The organism is Cohaesibacter haloalkalitolerans, assembly GCF_003574655.1.
Classification (GTDB): domain Bacteria; phylum Pseudomonadota; class Alphaproteobacteria; order Rhizobiales; family Cohaesibacteraceae; genus Cohaesibacter; species Cohaesibacter haloalkalitolerans.
Genome location: NZ_QNUM01000002.1, coordinates 560,072 through 583,340, shown reverse-complemented (window position 1 = coordinate 583,340; position 23,269 = coordinate 560,072). Strand labels below are relative to the sequence as shown.

General features: G+C 58.1%; 23 protein-coding genes, 2 tRNA genes and 1 riboswitch. Of the genes, 12 read left to right on the top strand and 13 right to left on the bottom strand.

From position 1 onward, the window contains the following. The first annotated feature begins 247 nt into the window (after nt 1-247). From DSL70_RS06580 to DSL70_RS06540, 9 genes are all read left to right on the top strand, one after another. On the top strand, nt 248-634 hold the full coding sequence (locus DSL70_RS06580; RefSeq protein WP_162916410.1) for a phasin family protein: 387 nt from the start codon (nt 248-250) through the stop codon (nt 632-634). A gap of 565 nt (nt 635-1,199) precedes the next feature. Then, a tRNA-His gene (locus tag DSL70_RS06575) sits at nt 1,200-1,276 on the top strand. Nucleotides 1,277-1,596: 320 nt separating this feature from the next. After that, nucleotides 1,597-1,691, top strand: a riboswitch (TPP riboswitch). A 63-nt stretch (nt 1,692-1,754) separates the two neighbouring features. Beyond that, nucleotides 1,755-2,543 carry a hydroxyethylthiazole kinase gene (thiM, locus tag DSL70_RS06570; RefSeq protein WP_119307078.1) on the top strand — a complete coding sequence of 263 codons (789 nt, stop codon included), beginning with the start codon at nt 1,755-1,757 and terminating at the stop codon, nt 2,541-2,543. Then, complete coding sequence (gene thiE / locus DSL70_RS06565; protein WP_119307077.1) at nt 2,540-3,154, top strand: thiamine phosphate synthase; 615 nt, start codon at nt 2,540-2,542, stop codon at nt 3,152-3,154. Before thiM ends, thiE begins: the two co-directional genes overlap by 4 nt. Continuing rightward, the gene (gene thiD / locus DSL70_RS06560) at nt 3,151-3,948 is read left to right on the top strand and encodes a bifunctional hydroxymethylpyrimidine kinase/phosphomethylpyrimidine kinase (RefSeq protein ID WP_119307076.1); all 798 of its coding nucleotides are present in this window, start codon (nt 3,151-3,153) and stop codon (nt 3,946-3,948) included. Before thiE ends, thiD begins: the two co-directional genes overlap by 4 nt. Nucleotides 3,949-3,982: 34 nt before the next feature. Further along, nucleotides 3,983-4,921 carry an ABC transporter substrate-binding protein gene (locus tag DSL70_RS06555; protein WP_119307075.1) on the top strand — a complete coding sequence of 313 codons (939 nt, stop codon included), beginning with the start codon at nt 3,983-3,985 and terminating at the stop codon, nt 4,919-4,921. A 9-nt stretch (nt 4,922-4,930) separates the two neighbouring features. Further along, nucleotides 4,931-5,626 (top strand): ABC transporter ATP-binding protein, encoded by a 696-nt coding sequence (locus DSL70_RS06550; RefSeq protein ID WP_119307074.1) that lies wholly within the window; start codon nt 4,931-4,933, stop codon nt 5,624-5,626. Next, complete coding sequence (locus tag DSL70_RS06545; RefSeq protein ID WP_119307073.1) at nt 5,623-6,354, top strand: ABC transporter permease; 732 nt, start codon at nt 5,623-5,625, stop codon at nt 6,352-6,354. The genes DSL70_RS06550 and DSL70_RS06545 overlap by 4 nt, the downstream gene beginning before the upstream one ends. 369 nt (nt 6,355-6,723) lie before the next feature. Next, on the top strand, nt 6,724-7,491 hold the full coding sequence (locus DSL70_RS06540; RefSeq protein WP_162916409.1) for a GGDEF domain-containing protein: 768 nt from the start codon (nt 6,724-6,726) through the stop codon (nt 7,489-7,491). A 115-nt stretch (nt 7,492-7,606) separates the two neighbouring features. On the opposite strand, the gene DSL70_RS06535 is transcribed toward DSL70_RS06540, so the two are convergent. Then, nucleotides 7,607-8,317, bottom strand: coding sequence for a glutathione S-transferase N-terminal domain-containing protein (locus tag DSL70_RS06535; protein WP_119307071.1), 711 nt, complete (start codon nt 8,315-8,317; stop codon nt 7,607-7,609). A gap of 332 nt (nt 8,318-8,649) precedes the next feature. Next, the gene (locus DSL70_RS06530) at nt 8,650-8,856 is read right to left on the bottom strand and encodes a hypothetical protein (RefSeq protein WP_162916408.1); all 207 of its coding nucleotides are present in this window, start codon (nt 8,854-8,856) and stop codon (nt 8,650-8,652) included. A gap of 438 nt (nt 8,857-9,294) precedes the next feature. Between DSL70_RS06530 and DSL70_RS06525 the strand changes: the two genes are divergently transcribed. Further along, entirely contained in the window at nt 9,295-9,783 is a 489-nt protein-coding gene (locus DSL70_RS06525) for a bacterioferritin (RefSeq protein WP_119307069.1), read from the top strand. Nucleotides 9,784-9,884: 101 nt separating this feature from the next. Here DSL70_RS06525 and acuI read toward each other — a convergent pair whose 3' ends face one another. The 5 genes from acuI to DSL70_RS06500 all read right to left on the bottom strand — a co-directional run bounded on the left by acuI (nt 9,885) and on the right by DSL70_RS06500 (nt 14,280). After that, nucleotides 9,885-10,877, bottom strand: coding sequence for an acrylyl-CoA reductase (NADPH) (gene acuI / locus DSL70_RS06520; RefSeq protein WP_119307311.1), 993 nt, complete (start codon nt 10,875-10,877; stop codon nt 9,885-9,887). Nucleotides 10,878-10,934: 57 nt separating this feature from the next. Further along, nucleotides 10,935-11,564 (bottom strand): acrylate utilization transcriptional regulator AcuR, encoded by a 630-nt coding sequence (gene acuR, locus DSL70_RS06515; protein WP_119307068.1) that lies wholly within the window; start codon nt 11,562-11,564, stop codon nt 10,935-10,937. 255 nt (nt 11,565-11,819) lie between these two features. Next, complete coding sequence (locus DSL70_RS06510) at nt 11,820-12,317, bottom strand: DUF2948 family protein (protein WP_119307067.1); 498 nt, start codon at nt 12,315-12,317, stop codon at nt 11,820-11,822. A 180-nt stretch (nt 12,318-12,497) separates the two neighbouring features. Continuing rightward, on the bottom strand, nt 12,498-13,787 hold the full coding sequence (murA, locus tag DSL70_RS06505; protein WP_119307066.1) for a UDP-N-acetylglucosamine 1-carboxyvinyltransferase: 1,290 nt from the start codon (nt 13,785-13,787) through the stop codon (nt 12,498-12,500). Between the two features lie 229 nt (nt 13,788-14,016). After that, the gene (locus DSL70_RS06500) at nt 14,017-14,280 is read right to left on the bottom strand and encodes a hypothetical protein (RefSeq protein ID WP_162916330.1); all 264 of its coding nucleotides are present in this window, start codon (nt 14,278-14,280) and stop codon (nt 14,017-14,019) included. Between the two features lie 316 nt (nt 14,281-14,596). Here DSL70_RS06500 and DSL70_RS06495 point away from each other — a divergent pair. Next, nucleotides 14,597-14,671, top strand: a tRNA-Thr gene (locus DSL70_RS06495). Nucleotides 14,672-14,931: 260 nt separating this feature from the next. Here the strand turns inward: DSL70_RS06495 and DSL70_RS06490 are convergent. The 6 genes from DSL70_RS06490 to DSL70_RS06465 all read right to left on the bottom strand — a co-directional run bounded on the left by DSL70_RS06490 (nt 14,932) and on the right by DSL70_RS06465 (nt 22,220). Next, nucleotides 14,932-15,273: a DMT family transporter gene (locus DSL70_RS06490; RefSeq protein ID WP_119307064.1), complete on the bottom strand. Its 342-nt coding sequence runs from the start codon at nt 15,271-15,273 to the stop codon at nt 14,932-14,934. Between the two features lie 376 nt (nt 15,274-15,649). After that, nucleotides 15,650-16,990 carry a cytochrome c gene (locus tag DSL70_RS06485; RefSeq protein ID WP_119307063.1) on the bottom strand — a complete coding sequence of 447 codons (1,341 nt, stop codon included), beginning with the start codon at nt 16,988-16,990 and terminating at the stop codon, nt 15,650-15,652. A gap of 11 nt (nt 16,991-17,001) precedes the next feature. Then, entirely contained in the window at nt 17,002-18,774 is a 1,773-nt protein-coding gene (locus DSL70_RS06480; RefSeq protein WP_119307062.1) for a GMC family oxidoreductase, read from the bottom strand. Between the two features lie 3 nt (nt 18,775-18,777). Beyond that, entirely contained in the window at nt 18,778-19,479 is a 702-nt protein-coding gene (locus tag DSL70_RS06475; RefSeq protein WP_162916407.1) for a gluconate 2-dehydrogenase subunit 3 family protein, read from the bottom strand. A 255-nt stretch (nt 19,480-19,734) separates the two neighbouring features. Further along, a complete protein-coding gene (locus DSL70_RS06470; protein WP_119307060.1) occupies nt 19,735-20,571 on the bottom strand; it encodes a sulfotransferase family 2 domain-containing protein in 837 nt (278 codons plus the stop codon). Between the two features lie 308 nt (nt 20,572-20,879). Then, on the bottom strand, nt 20,880-22,220 hold the full coding sequence (locus tag DSL70_RS06465) for an NAD(P)/FAD-dependent oxidoreductase (protein ID WP_119307310.1): 1,341 nt from the start codon (nt 22,218-22,220) through the stop codon (nt 20,880-20,882). A gap of 268 nt (nt 22,221-22,488) precedes the next feature. Here DSL70_RS06465 and DSL70_RS06460 point away from each other — a divergent pair, with 268 nt between their 5' ends. Continuing rightward, nucleotides 22,489-23,262 carry a type 1 glutamine amidotransferase gene (locus tag DSL70_RS06460; RefSeq protein WP_119307059.1) on the top strand — a complete coding sequence of 258 codons (774 nt, stop codon included), beginning with the start codon at nt 22,489-22,491 and terminating at the stop codon, nt 23,260-23,262. The last annotated feature ends 7 nt before the right edge of the window (nt 23,263-23,269 follow it).

The following is a 23,269-nucleotide window of genomic DNA, read 5'->3' as shown; positions in this document are numbered from 1 at the left end:
CCAGGCTCGTTCTGTTAACCAATTATAAAGCAATTGTTCGCGGCCTGCATAGTCATTTTTACAAGGGAAATCGCCAAAAACTGATTGCACGCAAGCGGTTTCGGTTCAGGTGTCTGGCCAACGGAGGGGGCTTCAGTCACCTTGGTGAGCTATTGCCGCAACGATGTTGCGCTGCAAAATGATTGCTGTTATGCTGCGACGCACAATTTTCCTTTCGTTGCAAACCCCGAATCGCCGGAGACGCATCATGGCCATGTCCGAAAGACTGTTCGACGTTCCTTCCGAATTCCGCGAAATGGCGGAAAAGGGTATCAAGCAGACCCTCAAATCCTATGAAACGCTGCATGGCCTTGTCGAACAGACGGCAGACCGTTTCGCCGGTCCGGCAGAAGGTTTGCGCGGTGAGCTGATCGACTTCAACAAAGCGGCCTTTTCTGCGACCGACGAGGGCATTCGGGCGTCCTTTGCATTGGCGGCCGAGCTGACCAAGGCCGAGAGCCTGCAGGATGTCATCACTCTCCAGACCAGATATGTCCAGTCGCAGATGCAACGCTTCAGCGATGTTACCGGTGAACTGGGGGCCATGGCTGGCCGTATGGCAGAGGGAGCGGACAAGAAGACTGAGGAAGAATAGTCCTTCCTGTCCAGCCTCTCGGGAAGATTCCGCATCTGACTTGTGCGCTGCAAAGATGGTGCATGACTGTGTGCCGTAGCAAGAGCCCGCGCTGTTGCAGAATTGGGATGAGCTGCGGCGCTTCGCGCCCTCCGCCCTCTGGTGACAGGGCAGACCCCAATCGGCATTGGAGTGAAGTGAGCCTTCAATCACATCTTTTGAGCGGAACGCCTCGGGCGAGGCGAGCGACCAAGTGGGTTTTGGGAGGGCCTCGCAAAGGGCAGACACCAATTCGTATATTGCAACAACCCAAGGCGTGAACGCAGCAACTGTCCCGCATCGGGACTGGCGGTCGGCGCATTCATCCCGGTCATTTCATGGAATCATTGGTGAAATCACGCAACAGGCGAGACACGGGCATCACCTCTGAAGCTGCCAGTTCTGCCGAGTTGTTCACAAAACCACTGATCAGGCATAGAGATTCGGGCTCTGGTGACGTTTTTTTGACAAGCTGTGGGAAGTCCCGATTTCTGCTCTTGCATTTTCCGCCAAGCTTCCCTAAAAAACGCGCACTACAGGGTGCTATGCAGTCGTAGCTCAGTTGGTTAGAGCGTCGGATTGTGGCTCCGAAGGTCGGTGGTTCGAATCCACCCGACTGTACCATTTCTACCCTGTGATTTTCCTCCTATCATCAAGCTTTCTTGAAACCGCACGTTCTTTGACGCGCCGGTTTTCGGCTGCGCTTTTCTGTGCTTTCGCGCAGAACCAGCTCTGGTCCGGCGCTGCATTGTGCACAAGATGATGCATCGCGACCACCCGATCCTGCCTTCTGACGAAATCCCCAACGCTTTCCGTGCCTTGGCGAGCCCTATTGCCGAGCCATGAGCGGGTGGAAGGACCGTCGCCAAGCCATTGGTTTCATTCCTCTGAACAGAAAAAGGCAAAGCGGCACTGGTAATTGCCGTGGGTTTGCGCTTAAATCAGCCGCGTAACAGGGGCGTCCGGGAGACCGGGCTGAGATGAACCCTTCGAACCTGAACCAGATCATACTGGCGGAGGAAGTTGCGCTTTGGTCCCAAGGGAGCCCGATGGTTTCCGCACCGACCCGATGTCAATTCTTCCGCCTCAGTAGGAGTGAAGAATGACCGACTGGGGCCAATATCTCTCTCATATGCGCCAAACAGCGCCACTTATCCAGAATATCACCAACTATGTCGCCATGAATGTCATGGCCAATGCGCTGCTCGCATCCGGGGCGTCGCCTGCCATGCTGCATGCCGAAGAGGAAGCGGGCGAATTTGCCGCCATCGCTTCGGCCCTGACCATCAACATCGGTACCCTTTCCACCGACTGGGTGCGCGGGATGATCGTGGCGGCAGAAAGCGCCAATGACAACGGCACGCCATGGGTGCTCGACCCGGTTGCTGCCGGGGCGACGGCTTTCCGGCGTGAGACCGCCGCCTCGCTGGTGGCGCTCAAGCCTTCCGTCATTCGCGGCAATGCCTCGGAAATCCTGGCACTATGCGGTGAGATGACCAAGGGCAAGGGGGCGGACAGCTCCGACAGTGTGACGGCAGCCGAAGAGGGCGCCCGGGCGCTCGCCAGCTCCATTGACGGGATTGTCGCAGTCACCGGTCCTGAGGATTTCATCACCGATGGCACCCGCGCCTATCGGGTGAACAATGGCCATCCCATGATGCCGCTGGTCACCGCTCTCGGCTGCACGCTCAATGGTGTGATTGCCTCCTTCATCGTTGGCAAACCGCATCTGGAAGCAACCGCTGCCGCCATCGCCTATTATGGTCTCGCCGGAGAGGTTGCTGCCGAGAGCACTTCTGCGCCGGGCTCCTTTGCCACCGCCTTCATTGATGCGCTTTACACCATCACCCCCGATCAGCTTTCAAGCGCCGCAAGGATACAGGAATCATGAATCTCTCCGTCTATTTCGTCACCCCTCATAATCCCGATGATGCCCTTGTGCTGGCCGCGCTGAAGGGCGGCGCATCCATCATCCAGCTGCGCGACAAGACCGCACCCGATGAGGTGCTGATCGAGCAGGCAACGCGCCTCAACAAGCTGGCTGAGGCGTATGGCGTGCCGCTCATCATCAATGACCGCCTCAATGTGGCGTTGGCAAGCGGCGCCGCAGGCCTGCATATGGGCCAGTCCGATGGCGACCCGGTTGCCATGCGCAAGGCTCTGGGGCCGGACAGGATCCTCGGGCTTTCCATCGAAAATGAACAGCAGTTGGCCATCGCCGCCGCTCTGCCCGAAGGGACGCTCGATTATATTGGCTGCGGACCGGTGCGCGCCACCTTGTCCAAAAAGAACCACGCCACTCCGATCGGCCTTGAGACCATGGGCCGTATTGCTCGTGCCGCACCGTTCCCATGCGTTGGCATCGGTGGTGTCAAGCTGGCCGACATTCCCCGCGTCAAGGCCGAAGGCTGTGCCGGACTCGCGATTGTGTCGGCCATTTCCGAAGCGGACGATCCGGAAGCGGCAACCCGCGAACTGGTGGCTGCCTGGGAGGCCGCATGATCCCGAATATCCTGTCGATTGCCGGCTCTGATCCGTCTGGCGGGGCCGGCATTCAGGCCGACCTCAAGGCGATCTCTGCCAATGGCGGCTATGCCATGGCGGTGATTGCCGCCATGACGGCCCAGAACACCCAAGGGGTGAGCGGCTGGGTGCCGACCGACCCGGATTTCATCGTCGCCCAGATCGAGGCCATTCTCGCCGACATCCGCGTTGATGCCATCAAGATCGGCATGCTGGGCACATCCAGTGCCGTCGAGGCTGTCGGGCAAGTGCTCCGGGACTGTGCTGCCCCTATCGTGCTGGACCCGGTGATGGTCGCCAAGGGCGGCTCACGGTTGCTCAACGATGAGGCGGTCGAGGCCGTGCGCGCCGTGCTGGTGCCCATGGCAACCATCATCACGCCAAACCTGCCCGAGGCAGCAGACCTTCTTGGCACCATGGAGGCAAGGAGCACCGACGACATGCTGGCTCAGGCCAGGGCGCTGCTGTCTCTCGGCCCACAGGCGGTCTATCTGAAGGGCGGCCATCTAGGCTCGGCTGACAGTCCCGACCTGTTCCTGATGAAAGACACGCAGGAATGGATCTCGGCCCCGCGTGTCGAGACGAAAAACACTCATGGCACCGGCTGCTCCCTGTCGTCGGCGCTTGCCACCCGGCTCGCCCTCTCCGGTGATGGCCTCACCGCAGCCCGAGAAGCCAAGGACTATATTTCCAGGGCTATTGCTGGCAGCGCCAATCTCGATGTCGGGTCCGGCCACGGCCCGACGGATCACTTTTTCATGCTGAGGAGCTGACCCCGTGACGAAATTCTCTTTCAAGACACTGGCCATGAAAACACTGGCGACCGCCGCCCTGTTTGTCGGCCTCAGCTTGCCAGCCAGCGCCGGAACCCCTTTCTCGGTGATGCTCGACTGGTTCGTCAATCCCGATCACGGCCCGATCATCATCGCCAAGCAACGGGGCTATTTCGCCGAGGCCGGGCTGGATGTCGATATCATCGCCCCCGCCGACCCCTCCGATCCGCCCAAGATGGCGGCTGCCGGTGAAGTAGACCTTGGCGTATCCTATCAGCCGCAGCTCTATTTGCAGCATAAGGAAGGCCTGCCCGTGGTCCGCGTCGGCTCGCTGATCGATAGCCCGCTCTATTGTGTCATGGTGGACGCTGATGGCCCCATCAAGAGCCTTGCCGACCTCAAGGGGGGCCGTATCGGCTTCTCCGTGCCGGGCATCGAGGAAGCCTTGATGCACCGCATGTTGCGCACCAATGGTGTGGAACCCGAAGAGGTGGAGAGCATCAATGTCAACTTCGCCCTGACCTCGGCGCTTGCCGCAGGCACGGTGGACGCCGTCGGCGGTGCTTTCCGTAATTTCGAATTGCACCAGATGGCCATGGTCGGGCGCAAGGGGAAATGCTTCTTCCCCGAAGAGAATGGCGTGCCGGGTTATGAAGAGCTGATCTATGAAACCTCGACAGATCGCACGGATTTCACCGCCATCAAGGCGTTCCTGTCTGCCACAGCCCGTGCAGCCAAGGAGATCGCCAAGGATCCGGAAGGCACATGGCAAGAGTTCAAGGGCTATGCCGCTGAACTCGACGACCAGCTCAACCATGATGCATGGTTCGATACCTATCCGAAATTCTCGGTTAAGCCGATGGCGCTCGACAAGGAGCGGTATCAGGCCTTCGGCGCCTATCTGGCTGACATCGGCATGATTGATGCCGTGCCTGCGCTGGATACGGTGACCCGCGCACTCGGAAACGAGTAGGGGGCACTGATGACGCATTACGGCCTGTCCGGCACGGTCTCTCTGGAAGGGGAGCGGCTCATTGATCCGTTTGTCTTGTCGCTGCGGACAGGCTGGACAGCCTTGCTCGGGCCTTCGGGCTCGGGCAAATCAACGCTATTGCGGCTGCTGGGAGGGCTTCAGTGCGAGGCTGGTTTCGAAGGCAGTCGCAACGGAGCCGCCCGCGTTGGCTGGATGGCGCAGTCCGACCTCATGCAGCCGCGCCTGTCGGTTCTGCACAATGTCATGCTGGTTGAGACACTGGCCGGACGCAATCCGGATCCGGCGCGGGCACGGGACCTGCTGGCGGCGGTCGGGCTCGCCGGGTACGAGCCGCGCCGGCCGGGCGCCCTGTCCGGTGGTCAGCGCCAGCGGGTGGCGTTGGCCCGAACCTTGATGAGCGAGGCCGATCTCATCCTGCTTGACGAACCTTTTTCCGCGCTTGATCCGGCCACGCGCCAGACCATGCAGGATCTCGCCCATGAGCAGTTTGCCGGTCGGACTGTCCTGCTGGTCACCCATGATCCGGCCGAAGCGTTGCGCCTCTGCGACGCTATCTGGCTATTGAAGGACAGGGCGCTTCACCCGGTGGCCGCCCTTGATGGCAGCAAGCCCCATGATCTGGCCGACCCGGCTCTTGCCATAACAGCCACGCGCCTGCTTGACGACATAAGGGGGGCGGTATGACCCGACGCCTCCGTCCTCTGCTGCCATTTCTGGCTCTGTTGCTTGTCTGGCAGGGTGGTGCCAGCCTGCATCTGCTTCCCGCCTTCATTCTGCCCAGCCCCGGTGCTGTGCTGCAAGCGCTCTGGACGGACCGAGCGCTGCTGACGAGCCATGGTCTTGTCACCCTTGGCGAGGTGGCGCTTGGCTTTGTCACAGGGGCTCTGCTGGGCGTTGGCTTTGCCATCCTGATGATGCTGTCACCGGTGGCGCGGATGAACTTGCGGCCTCTGCTCAATGCCTCACAGGCGGTGCCCGTTTTCGTGCTGGCACCGATCCTGACGCTGTGGTTCGGCTATGGCATGGCACCCAAGGTGGTCATGACCATCCTGCTGGTGTTCTTTCCCATCGCCTCGGGCCTTCTCGATGGCATGCTGTCGACACCACAACAGAGCCTTGATCTGGCCCGCATCGCGCATGCCAGCCGCCTGCGGGAACTAATCTGGCTGCGCTTGCCCCACGCTCTGCCACATCTGGCAGCGAGCATTCGCATCGCCGTGACCTATGCCCCGACGGGAGCGGTGATCGGGGAATGGATCGGGTCGTCCAGGGGGCTCGGCTATCTGATGCTGATGGCCAACGCCCGTTCGCGCATCGCCCTGATGTTTGCAGCTCTGCTCCTGATCGTGGCGATGACCCTGATCCTGCACCGGTTGGCCGACCGCCTGCTGCAGCGCGTCCTTTCTGCCTGAAAGATCGTAACCGCCGGATTGGCTCCGCAAGAAAATCTGCCAGATAGAGCCGCTTTTAAGGGCGTCGGCTAACGATTGATTCACGACCGCCCGTTAAAAGAGCCGGGCAGTTGAAATGTGTCTATAGCTTTTCTGAATGAAATAAACTCTGTGCCTATCAAAATGTGGTTCCAATGAAGCCTGTAATGGTTGCGTTTCAAGTTGACAGGCAAAAAGCAACTTTAAATAGAGAATTCGGCGGCCAGAATCTGGCTTTGTCGAATGTCTTGTAATTTGGATATATCGCGTCGTATTTATGGGTATTGGGGGCGGCTTTATATCTATCTGTTTAAACTGCGACTGACTATATCTTGGGGATTTTCGTCCGCTATGACAAAGCGATTGCTCAGACTGGCCAATATTACTCTTTGCTCAATCGTCATTTCCGTCCTGACAACAGCGTTGCTGATGCATTTCATATTCGGGAATATTCCGATCGCGGGGCTGGTTATCGCCGCACTGGTACCCATCCTTGCGGGCCTGCCGATCATCATCATAATTGATCGCCAGCGGCGCAAGCTCAATGAGGCGCTGGCAGAGCTCAAGCAGGCTCATTCCCAGATGGAAAGCCTCAACGCCGAGCTGGAGAAGCAGGCGCGATATGACTATATGACCGGTTTCCTGAACCGTCGCTATTTCGTCGAAGCGGTTGGTACATGCGCCCATCAGAGCGGTAACGGTGCCATGCTGTGCATCGACGTCGACAATTTCAAGCAGATCAACGACAGCTTTGGTCATCTGGTCGGGGATGATGCCCTCAGGCTGATCGCCCGAACGATCTCGTCGGCAACCAGAGACGGCGATCTGATCGCCCGCATGGGCGGCGAGGAATTTGCCATATTCCTGCGCAATGTCGACTTCAAGGGAGCCTTCAAGGCGGCAGAGCAGGTGCGCATGGCCATTGAGGCAACGCCGTTCGAGCCTACAGAAGGCGTGCGCCATGACCTCTCGGTCAGTATCGGTGTCGCCCTCTCAGGTGAAACCAAGGACTTCAAGACCCTGTTCGGGCAGGCTGACATGAGGATGTATACCGCCAAGCAGCAGGGCAAGAACCGAACCATCTCGCCAGACATCAATCATCTCGGACAGGTGGCCTGAAACGGACAGTATCCGGGCTCAAAAGAAATCCGCCAGCCTTGAGGGCGAGCCCTGAAGACTGACGGATCGATCCGGTGTGCAGTCGTTTCGCCAACACCAACCGGGCATGACAGGATCAATCCCGCGGCGGAATATTCACGCCCTTCTGTACTGCAGGACGGTCCATGAAGCGTTTGAGATAATCGACCACATTGGTGTAGCTGTTGAAGTCTACCAGATCGGCAGCTTCATAGATCCCGACGATCGGACGCAGCCAAGGGGCAATTGCCATGTCGGCAATCGAATAATCCCCGGCGATCCAGTCTTGATCAGCCAGCTCGTTGTTCAACACGTTGAGCAGGCGTTTGGTCTCATCGATGTAACGCTGACGTGGGCGTGGATCCTCGATCTCGGCGCCCTTGAACTTCACGAAGAAGCCCAACTGCCCGAACATAGGCCCGATGCCACCCATCTGGAACATCAGCCACTGGGTGACCTTGGCCCGGTCGCGATCCGTGGAGCCGATGAATTTGCCGGTCTTGTCCGACAGATAGAGCAGGATGGCTGCAGATTCGAACAGGCCGATCGGGTCGCCATCCGGCCCATGCGGATCGATGATGGCGGGAATCTTGTTGTTCGGGTTCAGCGACAGGAACTCGGGGCTCTTCACGTCGGCATCGGACAGTGTCACCTTGTGGGCTTCATAGGGCAGGCCCATTTCCTCAAGCGCGATGGACACCTTGACGCCATTGGGGGTCGGGAAGGAATAGAGCTGGATCACGTCTGGATTCTGTGCCGGCCATTTCTTGACGATGGGAAAGTCGGACAGCGTCTTGGGATCGTTCATATGAATGTCTCCGAAAATTGCGTGGCTTCAATCATCTGGGGATTGAAACGGAATGAGTTTGGAAAATGTCCCTATAAGGTAATGTGGGAAAGAGCAAATATGCAGTCCGTCTGACGAAAGAATTTTGCGTGTTCTTCAGTCAACGGGAAATCGCTTTTCAGCACGTAAGATGAAGCGGGAGCGGGGGCAAAAAGACTGCCCCAAAGAGAGGCACTGGCAAGGCAGGGCGGGGTGCTTTGTGCTGGGCGTTGGGAAGGCCGTTGCGGGGAACCGGCTTTGCCCACGGTGTCAGGAGGCTAGAGGACAGAAAGAGACGGGCTGTTCAGGTGAGATCAGGCCGCTTCCGGCAGTGACAAGGCGTCGGCCCCACCAAGGTGGGAGAAGACAGAGGCCAGCTGGTCCAGATCAACGGCATAGTTCTCGGTCAGGAATTCGACGATAAGCCCCCTGTCATGAGGATCCATCCCGGCCTGCACGATCACACTTTCAATCTCTGTTTCTTCCAGCAGATGTGGGCGAACTGAAATATATTTTGGCATGCTGCTTCCTTTCTGGCCGTTAACGGTTTCGATGATCTTGGACTGTGTCTTCATTGTGGCGGTGAAGAGCGAAAGCCCGAGACTTCGCAGAAATACAGGATTTCATGGTTAATCAAGATGGTTAACAAAGTGTTAAACTTGTCCGAATGAGAGCAGGCGACGGCGATATTTTTGATTGGTTGTGTATGGTTGTGTCGCTCCTTCTGGGATTGGAGAGGGATGGCGCACAATGCAAGGTTCAATTGAAGTCGTGAATAATGGTGCTCTTTGTAGTTGTGACTATGTGAATGTACGATTCTGGAAGTATAACGCTATAACATTGATTTGTTTGTTCATTTAATGGCGTCCAAATACACACTGAGACCTTGAATTTCTATTTCAAGACTACAGATTGATGTTACATTGTATCGTGAGTTGTAGTCAGAAAAGGATCAGAAGATGTCTAACGACAAGACCATTGAGAATCTTAATACCGCCTTGCAAATGGAGATGAGCGCCGCTCATCAGTATCAGCTCAATGCACAACGTCTGGACGATTGGGGGCTGGGTAAGCTCGCTGGCCAGATGCGCGGCGAAATGCAGGAAGAGCTGGGCCATTCCGATCGCTTCATCGGGCGCATTCTTTTCCTAAAGGGCACCCCGGTCATGGCGTTTGAAAAGCCACCGGTTCTGCACGACTCGCTGGTTGATCTGTTCAAGGCGGATCTAGCCGACGAGGAGAACGCCATTCAGACCTACACCAAGGCCTCCAAGGAAGCCTATGAAGTGGGCGACATCGGCTCCAAGGCCCTGTTCGAAGAGATCGTCATTGACGAGGAAGGCCACAAGGCCTGGCTCGAACTACAGCTGGATCTGATCGAACGCCTTGGCGAGAAGACCTATAGCGCCAAATTCATGTCGACTGGCGGGGAAGAAGGCGACGAATAGGCGCCACCCTAGTCGGAAGATGGAAAGGCCCCGCATTGGATACCAATGCGGGGCCTTGTCATGTCTATTATGTTTCGGCAATGGGGGGAGCCGATCAGGCCTTAGCCCAGTTCTGGGGCAACCGGCACCACGAGACGCCCGCGGACCTGTCCCTCAAGGAACTTGGGAGCAATACCGATGACCTCGTCAAGCGACACCTCGGTGGTCATGGCCTCCAGCTTGGCTTTGTCCAGATACTGAGCCAGCGCGGCCCATGCTGCCTGCCGAGCCGCTTTGGGAGCCATCACGCTGTCAACGCCCTTGAGCGTCACACCGCGCAGGATGAAGGGGGCCACGGTGGTCGGCAGGTCCATGCTGTTGGCAAGACCGCATGCGGCGACCGTGCCGCCATATTTGATCATCGACAGCAGGTTGGCCAGAACCTGACCACCAGCCACGTCGATTGCAGCAGCCCAGCGTTCCTTGTTGAGCGGGCGCGGCTTGCCCTGCAGCTCTTCACGGTCAAGGATGGTACTTGCCCCCAGGCCCTTGAGATAGTCGGCCTCACTGGCCCGGCCTGTGACGGCGACCACATTGTAACCCTTGGCAGCAAGCAGGGCGACGGCCACGCTGCCCACGCCGCCAGTTGCGCCGGTGACCAGCACTTCGCCGACCTCAGGGGTTACGCCATTGCTTTCCAGCGCCAGCACACAAAGCATTGCAGTATAGCCAGCAGTGCCGACGGCCATGGCTTCCCGCATGGAAATACCCTCTGGCAGCGGAATGAGGAAGTCACCGTTGACCTGTGCCCGCTTGGCAAGGCCACCCCAGTATTTCTCGCCCACGGACCAGCCGTTGAGAATGACCTTGTCGCCAGCCTTGTAGTCGGGATGGCGGCTTTCGGCGACGATGCCGGAGAAATCGATGCCGGGTACCATCGGGAAGCTGCGCACGACCGGCGAAGCTCCGGTGATCGCCAGGGCGTCCTTGAAGTTGAGGGTAGACCAGGCAACATCGACGGCAACTTCGCCTTCAGCCAGAGGCTCGAAAGTGATCTGGCTTTTGGCAACGGTCTGGCCGTTTTCGTCCTTGTTGATCAGAATGGCATCAAACATGCAGGGTTCCTTTTTCTGCAATGGGGGATTGAGTTTGAATGAAGATTGGTGACAGGGTCACGCGTTGATAAGTGAGAAGAAGCCCTCCGCAAAGCGGTGCAAGGGGTCGGGGCGGCGTTCGAGCTTGGCGCGCAATACGGCACCTTCCCAACCGATCCAGAAGAACTCGGCCAGCGCCTCCGGATCCTTGTCGTCTGATATCTGGCCCTCGCTGCGGGCCAGCGCCAGACAGGCCGCCGTTCGGGCCTGCCAGCCCTTGAGGACCGCGATCAGCTGATCGCACATCTCCGGTGTCAGGGCGGCCATTTCCTGCCCCAGATTGCCGACAAGGCAGCCACGGCGAAAAGAAAATTTGGCCATGCCCTGCTCGGCATCGGCAATGAAGCCCTTGAGGCGCTCGATCGGGGGAAGGTTGGCATCAGTCAGCCAGCGGTCGAGCTTGCCGGCAAAATAGGTGTCATAGGCCTCGATCAGTGCCTGAGCATAATCGGCCTTCGACTTGAAGTGATGATAGAAGGTGCCCTTGGTCGTGCCCGAGGCGGAGAGGATTTCGTCAACGCTGACGTCGGAAAAGCCGCGCTCCGTCAGGGAGGCAAGGCCAGCCCGGATCAGTGCCTTGCGCACGAGCTGGTCGTCCGGCGCTTTGCGCGGACGACCACGTCCTCTTTTGGCTTCTGTCTCGCTCATAGGGGCCTCTGCTGCGCTCAAAGTAAGGGGCTCTGATCCGGGCGTCACCGGAGCAGAGTGGGGGGAACCTGATCCGGTTTGATATTTAATAGACTGTATGGTCTGTAAAATACCATGATTGAAACGGAATACCAGCCCTGTGTTTGATGCAGGAGCAAAACGGGGGAGCTGAGGACACGAAAAAAGCCTGCCGCTGGAAAGCGACAAGCTCTTGATAAAAGACTTGGCTGTGTCCCTATGGGAGATGAGAAAGGGCTACTTGCCTTGCGCAGCGGCAAGCTGCTGTTCAAATGTCTCGGCTGCCTCATGTTCCGGCAGATTCTCGGTTTCCCAGGCGGCGCCGGTATCGGTCAGCTGGGCTTCGATGCACTCGACGCCGAGCCGGATTTCTGCGTCACCGGCAAAGATCAGCGAAACAAAGCCATCAGGCCCTTCACCGGTCTGCTCGAAGGTGATCGCCAACAGGTTGAGCACGGCGTCCTTGGCGACGGCACGAATATTGCGGCTCTGCACGGTTTTGACGCGGTCGAAATGCAGGATGGCGAGATGGCGCTCATAGGTCGGCTTGGCGCTGAAGAAACGATGTTGCTGGCGAATGGCCTCATCCCAGGCAAAGCGATGCATGGAGACCACGAGACGCCCCTCGTCCTTGAGCCAGTTTATGTCTCCAACCTTGAGCACGGCATCCTGTGTCTGACTGGACAGAACATCAAGGTCCTCGCTATCCAGAGCGGCGAGTTTCAACATGGTCATGGCACTCTCCTTGCGACAGCACCGCCAGAAAAGGGTCAGAGGATTCTGGCGGGGCGTCCTGTACTGTAAAAGGCACTCAGTTGGGCGAACGGCATGCCGTTCTGGTCATGATTCACATAGGTGGCCCGGGGTATAAATGCAAGGGATACAAAGCCCTTCACCACGACTCTCCGGTCAATCCTAGGCGGAAATTCGTTCAATGGTCGCGCCACAGGCGGCCAGCTTGTCTTCCAGCCGTTCAAAGCCTCGGTCCAGATGGTAGACACGGTTGACCTTCGTCTCGCCTTCAGCCACCAGCCCGGCGATCACCAGAGATACCGAGGCGCGCAAATCCGTTGCCATGACCTGGGCGCCCTTGAGCTTGCTGACGCCGGTTACATGGGCCTTCTGGCCATCAAGCGAGATCTTGGCCCCAAGGCGAGCCAGCTCCTGCACATGCATGAAGCGGTTCTCGAAAATGGTTTCAGTGATGGTGGCGGTGCCTTCGGCCATGGTCATCAGCGCCATGAACTGGGCCTGAAGGTCGGTGGGGAAGCCCGGATAGGGGTCTGTGGCGACGCTGACGGCCTTCAGTGGCGCGCCGTTGCGTGCGATGCGGATGCCGTCGGCAGAGCTTTCCACGGTGGTGCCGGTCTGGCTCAGAATGTCGAGTGCGGACTGCAGCAGTTCGGCACGGGCGCCCCTGAGGAACACATCGCCCCCAGTCATGGCAACCGCCATGGCATAGGTGCCGGTCTCGATCCGGTCTGGCAGAACGCTGTGGCGGGCACCATGCAGCTTTTCCACCCCTTCAATAGTGATGGTATCCGTGCCTGCGCCGGAAATCCTCGCTCCCATGGCAATGAGGCACTCAGCCAGGTCCACCACTTCGGGCTCCTTGGCGGCCTGCTTGAGAAGCGTGGTTCCCTTGGCAAGGGTCGCTGCCATCATCAGGGTGTGGGTTGCCCCGACGGAAATGCGCGGGAAAGTGAATTCGCCGCCGACAAGGCCTCCTGGAGCATCGGCGACCACATAGCCGTTCTCGATCTCGATCTTCGCACCAAGGGCGGCAAGGCCATCAATGAAGAAATCGACTGGGCGGGTGCCAATGGCGCAGCCACCGGGCAGGGAAACCGAGCAATGGCCCATCCGTGCCAGCAACGGGCCAATCACCCAGAAGCTCGCCCGCATCTTGGACACGAGATCGTAAGGGGCACAGGTGTCGATGATTTCCTCTGCCTGCAGATGCACGGTCTGGCCGGCCATGGTGTCCTGGCCGGGGCGCTTGCCTTCGATCATGTAGCTGACGCCATGGTTGGAAAGAATCTGCTGGAGCTGCTGCACATCGCGCAGGCGCGGCAGATTATCCAGAATCAATGGCTCTTCGGAAAGGAGCGATGCGATCATCAGGGGCAGAGCTGCATTCTTGGCTCCGGAAATGGGGATTTCCCCGTTCAACTTTGCGCCGCCTACGATGCGAATTGCGTCCATTTCAAACTCTTTCTGTTGTCGCCCTGCGCATTCTGTCAGCAGCGCCGTTATTGCTTGAGGCCGAATCGGGGTTTGTTCTCAAACGCCCCGTCAGCCTTGTTGTGCGGTCCGATGAACCTCTCGATGCTGAGGTTCTCCAAAAAAACACTTTCAGCCCATTGCCTCAGGAGTGATCCTCAGCCTCTGCTGATTGGCACTCTGCCACAGCTTGCCAAAAAAGCGGCTAGGATCAGCTTGCGTCCTGTCCGTCCCTGTCGTCAGCCGAACCGGACGCTGCCGGGTCGCTCGCCGCCATTGAGCTTCGACCCCGCTTCTGGGCCTTCCGCCGCTTGAGATTGTCCCTCAAGGCGTTTGAGAGCCGTGCCTTGCGATCATCGCTCTTGCTCCCGGACGGTTTACGTACAGACGCGACAGAGGCGTGGGGGCCGGTGCCTTGTTCGGCCTCTTCTCTTTCGGTGTTTTTTCCGGCAGGGTCAAAATCGGTGGAAGACATCTTTTCTGCTGTATTGGGCAATGAATGGGTCATCGGATTTTTCTGTTGGCCGTTTCTATACCAAAAGTGTGCGGCAAGAAAGCCCACAATGAGGCCATTTCAGGGCTCTTTTGTGCTTTTTCCTCCCGCATGCTTTATGCCCGAAGCGGCCGGTCGGACAGGGGAAAGGATCTGCATTCTCCCACAGGGATTTTCACAGCGCACACCAAATTCACAAAATTGTTGTCTTTTTTTAAAATCGCTCTTGCATAATCCAGATCGGTATGCAAAAAACCGCCCGCATCAGGTGGTCAACATCTGATCCAAACAACGGTTCGCTGCAGTAGCTCAGTGGTAGAGCACTCCCTTGGTAAGGGAGAGGTCGAGAGTTCAATTCTCTCTTGCAGCACCATTTTTCTCAAATACTTAGCTGATATTTTCGGAGTGCTTTAAGGTTCTATTGAGCCTGCTTTATCCGTGTGAAGTATTGGATATTGGCCTCTTCCCCCAAATGATCAGGCGCATATCGAGCATAAACGCTTTCAGTCACGCTTGGGCTTGCGTGTCCAGGGGATGGCGCATTTTTCTGCAGCGGTTCCCCCCTGCTGCTGCAAGGGCAGCCGCCGCTGTGTCACAGGCACATGGGTCAAGCCATTGCTCTAATTCTTCATCTTAGTGCGAAACGCTAGAGAAAGCATTCAGGACGACAACGCCTCCCACGATCATGGCGATTCCCAAAATGCTCATCGTGTCCAGCGCCTGTCGGAAAAATATGACACTGATGATGGCAATCAGAACTGTTCCCATCCCTCCCCAGATTGCATAGGCAATGCCGAGCGGAATTGACCTCAGTGCAATGGACAATAGATAGAAGGAGGCAAGGTAGCAGAGGGCCATCACCATTGTTGGCGTCAATTTGGTGAATTGTTGCGTTTTCATGAGAAAACTGGAACCGGTGACTTCACAGAGGATTGCACCGGCGAGGGCAAGATATGAAACGAGGTGAATTTTCATGATATTCGCGCTTTCCCGGCCGTGGTTCGGCGGTTTGCTGTTAGACGAAGATCGGGAAAGGCCAGAACCAGATTGCCGCACTTTCCTGATCAATTCAGGTTAAGCGCCGTGGCTGGGAAGAACCCGTGACTGGACGGGGGCAGGAGACACCACCCTGCAACTCTATTATCGGCAGGGTGGGTATAGATGGCTGCTCAATGGGATGTCAAATCAAAAAGCCCCCTCATGTGTCACCAGGCATTGCCTGCAGCGGAGAGCGGTTCTCGCTGCCCGTTCAGATCTCTCCGGACAAGGAAAAAGGCGCTGACCAGCCGTCAGCGCCTTGATCCTTCATAGATTGATGCCGAGCCCTGTGCCTCGGGCTCCGGGCCGCAGATTATTTGCGGACGGCCTTGACATCGGCTTCTGTCACCGCGCCGGCCGTGTTGCCCCAGCCCTGACGCAGGAACGAGGCAAGGGCTGCAACATCCTTGTCACTCAGACGTTCGGCAAAGCCGGGCATCTTGAGCTTCTCGGGCCGTTTTGCGGTCGAGGGCATTTCCGCCCCATAGAGGATGGTCTCGATCAGCCCGGCTTTCTCGTCGGCAACGACCAGAGAGTTGTCACTCATGGCCGGGAAGACTTCCGCCGCCCCTTTGCCATTGGTCAGGTGGCAGGCCGCGCAGTTGTCCATGTAGAGCAACTCACCCTCGCTGAGGCCAACGCCCTTTGCCAGCTTCAGAGAGGTCGCGTCCGTGGCCTGATCGAGCTGACGCGGTGCGCTGAGGCTCTGGTCGGGAATCGACGGGGCTGCCAGCCGTTCGCCCTTGGCGATGTGATGCAGATAGGCAACCATCGCGTCGGCGTCCTCATCGGTCATATATTGCAGGGAGTCCTTGACGGCGAGCGCCATTTCTCCGGCAACAGCGGTGTGGGCATTGCGACCGGTGGTCAGATAGGCCTTGAGATCGGCTGCCGACCATGTCTGGGCCGGAGCGTTTGCGCCGCGCAGGTCGGGGGCTGCCCAACCGCCAATGACGCCACTGGAGAGGAAGCCGTCATCCTGTGAGCTGGTGCCGCCTTCGGCCATGATCAGGTTGCGCGGGCTATGGCAGGAGGCACAGTGTCCCGGACCCTGTACGAGATAGGCACCGCGCGCCAGCTGCCTGTCTTTTGCAATGGCGTCGGTCTCCGGCTTGAAGCCCGACGAACCGAGCGCAACCCAGTTCCACAGGCGAATGCCCCAGCGCTGGTTGAACGGGAAGGACAGGGCTGTTTCTTCAACCGCATTGTTGACCGCAGGTACTTCGTTCATGAAGTAATCATACATGGCGCGAATGTCGGTTTCGCTGAGGTTGCGATAATTCTCATACGGCATGGCCGGATAGAGATGTTCGCCGCCCGGTGCGATGCCATCCACCAGCGCCGCACGGAACTCGTCCAGTGACCAGTTGCCGATGCCGGTTTCCTTGTCTGGTGTGATGTTGGTTGCCCAGATGGTGCCCATCGGGCTTTCGATGGCGCGTCCGCCGGCAAAGGGCTTGCCGCCCTCTGCTGTGTGACAGGCTGCGCAATCGGCCATGCGCATGGCATATTCGCCCTGACCGGGAGCCGGTTTCCAGTCGGCAGCAAGCTGCTCACTGGGTTTGGTCAACTGGGGTGGCACGAAAATGATGGCCAGAAGCACGATTATGCCGAGGCAAACCAGCGCCCCCAGGATACGAAGATAGCTTTTCATCTTTCATTCCCTCACATCAACGGGCGTGGATCTTTGAGATAGTCCTTGCGGATGGCATCCGCCGCCCAGTAGGCCAGCGCACCAAGCGGACCGGTCGGGTTGTATTGCGTGTTCTGCGGATAGGCGGAGGCGCCCATTACGAACACGTTGTGACAATCCCAGCTTTGCAGGTAGCGGTTGATGACGGAGGTCTTCGGATCGGTTCCCATGATGGCGCCGCCGACATTGTGGGTCGACTGATAGGGCCGCACATCATATTCGGAGCCTTCCTTCTTGTAGCCGGAGGCCATCTTGTCCGGGCTCATGGTCTCGGCGATTTCCTCGATCTTGCCCTTCATGAACTGGGTCATCTTGATGTCATTGTCCTTCCAGTTGAAGGTCATGCGCATCAGAGGACGGCCGTGGCGGTCCGTGTAGGTCGGATCGAGATCGAGATAGCAGTCGCGGTAGGACATGTTGGAGCCATGTGAGCCGATGGACATCTTCTTGAGATACCATTCGCCAGCGGCTTCCTTCCATCCCTTGCCCCAAGACGGTGTGCCCGGAGGGGTGGACATCTGGCCGATCGGACGCCCGCCGGTGTGGCCTCCGGTGATGTAACTGCCGCCGATGAAGCCTTCCTTGGCAAAGTCGATCTGGCCGATGGAGAAGTCGTCAATCGACATGCCGACGGAGCCGGTGCCGATAAAGGGATTGAAATTCTTGTCCTTGAAGTAGAGCGCCGTGCCGCCGGTCATCTGGTAGGAGTAGTTCCGTCCGACCACGCCTTCCCCGGTCACCGGATCATAGGGCTGGCCGATGCCGGACAGCAGCAGCAGGTGCACGTTGTTGAGCGCAAAGGTGCACACGAGCACCAGATCGGCAGGCTGGAACACCTCGTCCCCGGTCTTCTCGTCATAGTAGGTCACCCCGGTGGCGGTCTTGCCATCGGCGGCCTTTTCGATTTTCAGCACTTCCGAATGGGTCTTGTAGCTGAAGTTCGGCTTTCTCTTCAAAGCATCCAGAATGCAGGTCTGCGGTGAGGCCTTGGAGTAGTTGAGACACCCGAAGCGTTCGCAGAAACCGCAATAGTTGCAAGGGCCAAGCTGCATGCCATACTCGTTGGTATAGGCACGGCTGGCGTTGGCCGCCGGGCGCGGGAAGGGGTGATAGCCCATCTTGCGGGCCGCATCGGCAAACAGTTCGGCGTCATAGGTATTGTCGAGTGGCGGATTGGGATATTCGCGGGAGCGGGGGGATTCGAACGGGTTGCCGCCTTCCTGAATCTCGCCATTGATGTTGCCGGCCTTGCCCGAGATGCCCATCATGTATTCGAGGCGATCATAATAGGGCTCGAGCTCTTCCTGGGTGACGCCCCAGTCCTGGATCTGCATGCCTTCGGGGATGATGTCAGCGCCGAAGGTTTCCTCGACATAGGATTTCAGCCGCAGCTCGACATCCTGTGTCCGCCAAGTGTGGCCATTCCAGTGGATGCCGGCCCCGCCGACGCCATCGCCGGGCAGGAAGGAGCCCAGATGCCGGTAAGGCAGCGCGGTCTGGTCCAGATTGTGTCGCACCGTGAGTGTCATCTTCGACGGCTTCTGCATGAAGCCGTAGCGGATGCCATATTTCAGTTCGTCGATCACGCCCGGATACTGGAAGTCAGGCACGGTGTCGCGATCTTCCCCGCGCTCCAGCGCCAGAATCTCGAGACCTTCATTGGCCAGTTCCATGCCGAGAATGGCTCCGGTCCAGCCAAGGCCCAGAATCACGACGTCTTTCTTGGGATCAGTTCTTGTTGCCATGGATCAGGCCCTTTCGCCGCTAATGGACACCGCAGGCAGCGGGTAGGTCTGGTTATGCCGGGTCACCCATTCGGTATAGGCGCCGCGGGCTCCGGGGAAGCCGATGAAGGTCCATGCTTTCAGCTGATAGTTGCCGCCATACATCGGGTCGGCAAAATAGCCTTCCTTGGTGTTCTGCAGCAGGATCGAGAAGAAGTCGCGCAACTCGGGCGCAAGGCCGACTTCGCCCTTCTGCAGGGCCGTCAGGGCGCTGTCTCTGGTCTCGGCGTCGAGCGCCTCGAAGGCTTTGCCATGAGTCGTCTGGCACCATTCCTGAAACAGCGGAATGGCCTTGCGATAGATCTGTGCCGGGGTTAGCGGCGACTGCCAGCCGAACAGGGGACTGGCGTCCGGCTGATGCGGGCCCGCCATATACCAGTCGGAGGCGTCCCCAAAGCTGCCTGTCATCTGCAGGTCGATGAACACGGGCACGCGGGTTTCCAGCGCGCCCGGCCCTTCGCCTTCAGCCGGGATCAACCGGTCGCAGGCAGCCATGATGAAACGCCACTCATCGGCATCAAAAAAGACGGGTTTGTATTCTTCCAATGGAGGTAATTCAACCTGCGCATGGGAAAAAGAAGGGTTCATCAGGGTTGCGAATGCTGCACTGGCAGCGGAACCCATGAGGAATCCCCGACGCGAAACGCGCCCTGGTAAATCGGTCACGGAAAACTCCTGAAGTCGATTGGGGAGAGAATGTAGGTTTGGTCGTTATAGCCGGTCTGGTCGGTATATCTAGGTTTGATTACGTATAGAGGTATCGAATTCATCACGCGAGCGCAACTTTGAAGGAATTCTAATTTGGCATAGCAGAATTGCGGCAGGCAATTCTGCTGTTGCATAACCCGGTCAGCCGCCTGCGATGCGTGGAGGGTTCATGCATCCGCCTGCTCTGGTCGTGATGTTGGCTAAAGTCTGCCTTTAGGTCGGTTCATCCGAGGGCGCGTGGGCAGGGGAGTGCACTCCTCGGTCATAGGTCTTCTGTTTCAGGCCCAGCATGCCTTGCAGGGCGCGCAGCATTCCGAAGGATGAACCTGACCTGCGAGGGGCGCCAAGAGACTTCTCATGCAGGGCAAAGTCGCTGGCATAAATGTCTGACACAGCGTCGATCAACGGCTTGGGCATTGCCGGCTTCAGTCTCGATGTGAGGTCGCTCGCCATGCGCTTTTCAAATGGGCAGCAGAGCGCCTGCCGTTCCCGGAGGTCGTTCTCAAGCATGGGCATGTTTTCGATGGCATAGAGCCTCTCGACAACCAGTTGTCCCTGATCGTGGAGATAACTGGCCTGCGGCAGCAGGTGGCGGATTGGGTCTGCCGGTTTGACTGGCTGATCGTTGCCGTTTGCTGCGCCGATGCCTTCGTGCGGTGTGTTGAACAACGGGTGATGTTCGGCCTGTTCCTTGAGATGGGCAACTCTTTCCGCCAATTGATCGATCAATACCGACGAGACTTCGATATTGCTCTGGAAGCGGTAATACTCCCAGCAGAATTGCGAGAGAAAGCGATCAACAGGGTTCCGCACCACCGAGAAGACAAAATCGAGCGCGGTCCATTGAGCGGCATAGCTCTGCCGTATCTCTCGCACCGAGAGATGCTGCAGCCCACCGCCGAACAGATGGTCGTAGTCGAGGGTCGTTGACGTTCTCTCAAGTCCCAGTCTGGGATATTTTTCGGCAACGCCGATGGCGACTTCGATGGAAGTTCCGCCGCATTTGGGGATGTGAACAAACCCGACCCGGCTGGTCTCGTTGATTGGCATAGGAGTAGGAGAAGCTTCCTGATTGCATTTGACTGACCACAGGCTTAATCAAACAAGAGAACTCTGTCCACCATTGTTGTTTTTGTCAGGTTATGACATCTGGCGTATCTTTTTGAGCTGTCAATGCTCCACCTTTTTGCACGTGGCCATGGATAAAATTGACAGTTATCCGACATTCGACCAGTTAAAAACTGGCAGGAGGTCATTCCGGATGGGCTTGGCCTTTCAGGCACCGGAGCCGGGTTGGGCGCTAAAATTGTGCACCGCATTTTCTACAGTCTCACGGTCTTTTGAAGCCCCGGACAGACTCAGGCGCGATCCTTGAAGCCATACCACGCAAAAGCAGGCGGCAAGCTCCAGCGGCGCCAGGGGCCGAGTTCGAAGGGACGCATGGGCCTTTGCATGAAGGCGGGATGGGGCAGGCGTGACTGCCCCAGAGCCAGATCCGCCACCAGAGTGCCGCAATAGGGGCCCATCGAAACCCCGTTGCCATGATAGGCAAGGGCTGCATAGGCCCCCTCCATGCCCGGCAGCGGCCCGGCAAAGGGCACCAGGCGGCGGGTCATGCAGATGAGGCCAGACCAGAAATGCGGCGTTTCCACATGCCGCCATGCCGGGAACATCCGGTCGAAGTCGCGTCGCGCCTTCTGGCGGGTCTTCTCGATAGTCTCGCGGGTGACGGCGACGGAGCCGCGGACGCCCAGCAGCATCCGCCTGTCGGGCAGCAGCCGGAAATAATGCAAGAGATTGCGGGTGTCTACCACCATCTGCTCGCTCCACCATCCCTGCTCGGCAATCTCGTCCTTGCTCAGGGGGCGGGAAACCAGAATGTTGGACTGCACCGGCAGATACCGTGAGCCCAGCGCCTTGGGCAAATCGTCACTGCTGTAGCCGTTGGTGGCGACAATCAGCTTCCGGGCCTTTATCACGGCCCGGTCGCCGACAAGTTCGTAGCCGTTGCCGGTTCTGATCTGCCGAATGGGGCTGTTGTGAAGGAGACGCACGCCGCGTTGTCGGGCGATGGCGGTGATGCCAAGCACGAATTTCATTGGGTTGATGGCAAAGCCGATGGGCAGGTGAACTGCGGCGCAGAAGTCCGGGCTCTTCATCCCCTGTTCGATCATCGCCCGCTGGTTGAGAAACTCGTGCGGCAGGCCATAACGACGGCCATATTGTTCGCCATAGTCCTTGAGGTCGGCAATCGCCTTGGGGCGGTGGGCAACGTAGCTGTAGCCTTTTGAATGGCGATCCACATCAAGCGAAAACTGCTCCAGTGTTGCTTCGACTAGATCGACGGCGCCGCGTTCAGCATCAAAATAGAGCCGGGCATCGGCGCTGCCATAACAGCGCTCGATGTGATCATCGCTGACCTTCGAGCCTCCGACGCAGGCAAGGCCGCCATTGCGCCCGGAGGCTCCCCAGCCGGGCGGGTTGGCATCGACCACCACCACGTCTACCCCGGCCTCGGCCAGTCGCAGCGCCGCAAACAGGCCCGTGTAGCCTGCACCGAGAATCGCAAAATCACAGCTGGTATCCGCCTCAAGGGTCTCGATGTCGGCAGTGGCCGCCGCCATATCAACGGTCTGGCGCCAATAGCTGGTCTCGATCGGATAATCCTGATAGGCGAGGGGCTCGTAAATATGCTTCATGGAACCTCCGGAAGACTTTGTTGGCGGCATGCCGTTGAAATATTTTCTGATCACAAAAGGGCGGCAATGGGTAGGGCTTTGGCTGACTGAGGAGACCTTTGCGTTGGAATGTTCAGCAATTTCTGCGTCATTTGCATGAATTTATGGGCCGTGCCAGAAATAGAAAAGAAACAGACTGGGTGATTGACGGGAATGGTTTGACTTAGTATTTTGTGATCACAATTGCATATCAAGAAACGCTCTGCGTCAAGAGCCCTGGATCACTGAGATGACAGAAAATTTCACGCTCGGCATTCTGGAAACCGGCCGTCCACCCGAAGACCTTGGTCGGATCCATACGTCCTACGCGGACATGTTCGCCCGGATGGTCGGTGAGACCGCACCGTCGCACTGGACGTTCGAATATTTCGTGCCTCTGGATGGCGAGCTTCCCCCGAGCCCGGATGCCTGCAACGCTTGGCTGATCACCGGCTCCAAATTCGGAGCCTATGAGGACTACCCTTGGATTCATGCCCTCAAGGATTTCATCCGTGCCGCCTATGCTGCGGGGGTGCCCATGGTTGGTATCTGCTTTGGCCACCAGATTCTGGCCGAAGCGTTGGGGGGCAAGGTCATCAAGTCGGAAAAGGGCTGGGGCGTCGGTCGCCAGACCTATCAATGGAGTGAGGACAGGCCCGACTGGCTGGGCAGTACGGTGCTGGCCGACAGTGCGGATTTCTCGATCCTTGCCTTCCATCAGGATCAGGTGGTCGATGTGCCGCCGGAAGCACGGGTGATCGCCACCAGCGACTTCTGTCACGTTGCGGCGCTTGCCTATGGGGATCAGGTGTTGTCCTTTCAGGGGCACCCGGAATTCAACGAGGCTTTTGTCGGAGCGCTGATCGAGGACAAGCGCGAGGTGGTGCTTGAAGACGATGTTGCCGACAAGGCTGCCGCATCTCTGGGCGATCCCATCGATCGGGATGCCATCGGCGCGGGGATCGTGGCTTTCCTCAAGGCGCGTGAGAGCGAATGGAAACAGAAAAAGGCAACCAAAGCCTGAGATGAAT